Genomic DNA, 2,969 nt, shown 5'->3' with positions numbered 1-2,969 from the left:
AGGACCTCCTGGCCAAGAACCCCGACCCGACCGAGGAGGAAATCCGCTTCGGCCTTGCCGGGAACCTCTGCCGCTGCACCGGTTACGACAAGATCGTGCGCGCCGTCCAGGATGCGGCCATCGTGATGAAGGGAGCCTGAGATGAATTTCGATCCACGTTTTTCCGGACGTAAATTCGCCTCCGTCGGCACACGTCCGATCCGTCCCGACGGCATCGACAAGGTGACGGGCCGCGCGCGCTACGGCGCCGACTTCAACATGGCCGGCCAGCTGGTCGGGCGTGTTCTGAGAAGCCCGCACGCCCACGCCAGGATCGTCAAGATCGACATTTCGAAGGCGGAAAAGCTCGCCGGCGTCAAGGCGGTGATCACCGCGGCCGACCTGCCGGACCTCACCGATGGCGATGCCGCCATGTACGACGTTCTCGACAATTGCATGGCGCGCACGAAAGCGCTCTATGACGGCCACGCGGTGGCCGCGGTCGCCGCGATCGACGCCCGCACCGCCAGGCAGGCGCTGAAGCTCATCGAGATCGAGTACGAGCTTTTGCCGCACGTCACCGATGTCGACGAGGCGGCGAAGCACACGGCGCCCTTGATCAATGATGCCATCTTCACCGTGGGCCTTGAGGAAAAGCCGGTAAAACCCTCCAACGTCACCAAGCGCAGCCAGTTTGGCCATGGCGATGTCCATCAGGGTTTCGGGCAGGCCGACTTCATCGTCGAGCGCTCCTTCAAGACCGAGCAGACGCACCAGGGCTATATCGAGCCGCATGCCTGCGTGGCGAATTTCAGCTCCGACGGCACCGCCGACCTCTGGGTGTGCACGCAGGGCCATTTCGTCTACCGCCAGCACTGCGCCCAGTTGCTTGGCATGGAAGCCTCGAAACTGCGCGTCACCTCCTCGGAGATCGGCGGCGGTTTTGGCGGCAAGACCCATGTCTGGGCCGAGCCGGTGGCGCTGGCGCTGTCGCGCAAGGCAGGACGGCCGGTGAAGCTGGTGATGACCCGCGACGAGGTGTTCCGCGCCTCGGGCCCGACCAGCGCCACCTCGATCGACGTCAAGATCGGCGCCCGCAAGGACGGCACGATCACCGCCGCCGAAGCGACGCTGCGCTACAGCTGCGGCCCGTATGCCGGCTCCTGGGCCGAGATCGGCGCCATGACCGCGTTCGCCTGCTACAAGCTCGATAACGTCAAGACGGTCGGCTACGAAGTGCTGGTCAACCGGCCGAAGACCGCGGCCTATCGCGCGCCTTCCGCACCCATGGCAGCCTTCGCGGTGGAAAGCGCGGTCGACGAGCTGGCCAAGAAGATCGGCATGGACCCGGTCGACTTCCGGATCAAAAACGCCGCGCAGGAAGGCACACGGTCCTCCTACGGTCCGGTCTACGGACCGATCGGCATCGGCCCGGCGCTCGAGGCGGTGAAGAGCCATCCGCACATGAAGGCGCCGCTGGGCAAGAACCAGGGCCGCGGCATGGCTTGCGGCTTCTGGTTCAACTTCGGCGGCCAGACCTGCACCGACCTCAACATCGGCATGGACGGCTCGGTCTCGCTTGCCGTCGGCACGGTCGACGTCGGTGGTTCGCGCGCGTCGCTGTCGCTGGTGGCGGCGGAGGAACTCGGCATCGACTATTCCCAGGTCAAGGCGATCGTCGCCGACACGTCCAGCCTCGGCTACAACGACATGACGGACGGCAGCCGCGGCACCTTCTCCTCTTCCATGGCAACGATTTCGGCCGCTCGCAACGCGATCAAGATCCTGCGCGAGCGCGCCGCGCAGATGTGGGACATTGCCGTCGACGACGTGGTCTGGGAAAAGGGCCACGCGATCGCCAAGGGCGAGAAGCACGGCAATCTCGGCAAGCTGTCGCTGAAGGAGATCGCGGTCGAGTCGGGCAAGACTGGCGGGCCGATCGCCGGCCACAGCGAGCTCGTCGCCGATGGCGCCGGCGTCTCCTTCGCCACCCATATCTGCGATATCGAGGTCGATCCCGAGACCGGCGCTGCCAGGGTCGTCCGCTACACGGTCGTACAGGATGCCGGCAAGGCGGTGCACCCGACCTATGTCGAGGGCCAGTACCAGGGCGGTGCCGCGCAAGGCATCGGCTGGGCGCTCAACGAGGAGTATATCTACGGCAAGGACGGGCGGCTGCAGAACGCCGGCTTCCTCGACTACCGCATCCCGGTCTGCTCGGACCTGCCGATGATCGACACGCAGATCCTCGAAATCCCCAACCCCAACCACCCCTACGGGGTGCGCGGCGTCGGCGAGACGTCGATCGTGCCGCCGCTGGCGGCGATCGCCAATGCGGTGTCGAACGCCGCGGGCGTGCGCATGACGCACATCCCGATGTCGCCGCCGCGCATCCTGGCGGCGATCGAGGCGGAACGGGAATGGTCGAAGTAACGCTCTGGGGCTCGCTCGCCGCGACCGCCGGAGGCAACAGCAAGGTCGAGATCGAGGCCAAGGACATAAGGGAGCTGTTCAGGAAGCTGGCTGAACAGTATCCCGGCCTCGAGCCCTTGATCGACAAGGGCATCGCGGTTGCGATCGACGGGACGATCTATAGGGATACGTGGTCGAAAAAGCTGCCGGAGGGGGCGGAGATTTTTTTGCTGCCGCGGCTGGCGGGGGGATAGGCGGACACATGGCAGGGTAAAAGGTGCACTGTCACCGTAATTCTAAAAAGTACACTGTCACCGTAATTCTAAGAAGGCCAAAAGCCGCTGTTGGATTCGACCGGGAGGAGGGTCTGATTTGCGCCCCATGCCGGTCATCGCCACGGCTCATCGCCTCTTCTCACGAGCGGACATCTTCGCGACTAGGCTGAAGCTCGCTCGGCGCCGAGAACCCGCAGCGGAATGTCATGGACTCGATGGTCGGCCCTCTCATCTTTCCGTCCGCCCACCGCATATGCGCGACGTCGAAACCCCGGGAAGGATTGCGTTGGTGCGGCGCTGATC

The 2,969-nt window shown here is 65.0% G+C and carries 3 protein-coding genes; all 3 read left to right on the top strand.

All coding sequences use genetic code 11. The features are described from left to right. A partial coding sequence (locus EN991_RS30180) for a 2Fe-2S iron-sulfur cluster-binding protein (protein ID WP_245461116.1) occupies positions 1-140 on the top strand: 140 nt, incomplete at its 5' end. A 1-nt stretch (position 141) separates the two neighbouring features. Then, positions 142-2,412: a xanthine dehydrogenase family protein molybdopterin-binding subunit gene (locus EN991_RS30175; protein ID WP_127370111.1), complete on the top strand. Its 2,271-nt coding sequence runs from the start codon at positions 142-144 to the stop codon at positions 2,410-2,412. Continuing rightward, complete coding sequence (locus EN991_RS30170) at positions 2,400-2,645, top strand: MoaD/ThiS family protein (RefSeq protein ID WP_024501711.1); 246 nt, start codon at positions 2,400-2,402, stop codon at positions 2,643-2,645. The genes EN991_RS30175 and EN991_RS30170 overlap by 13 nt, the downstream gene beginning before the upstream one ends. Positions 2,646-2,969 lie beyond the last annotated feature (324 nt).

It is taken from the genome of Mesorhizobium sp. M7A.F.Ca.US.005.03.2.1 (genome assembly GCF_003997795.1).
In the GTDB taxonomy this organism is placed as follows: Bacteria; Pseudomonadota; Alphaproteobacteria; order Rhizobiales; family Rhizobiaceae; genus Mesorhizobium; species Mesorhizobium ciceri.
The sequence above is the reverse complement of the archived record's forward strand: the minus strand, read 5'-3'. Positions and strand labels throughout refer to the sequence as shown.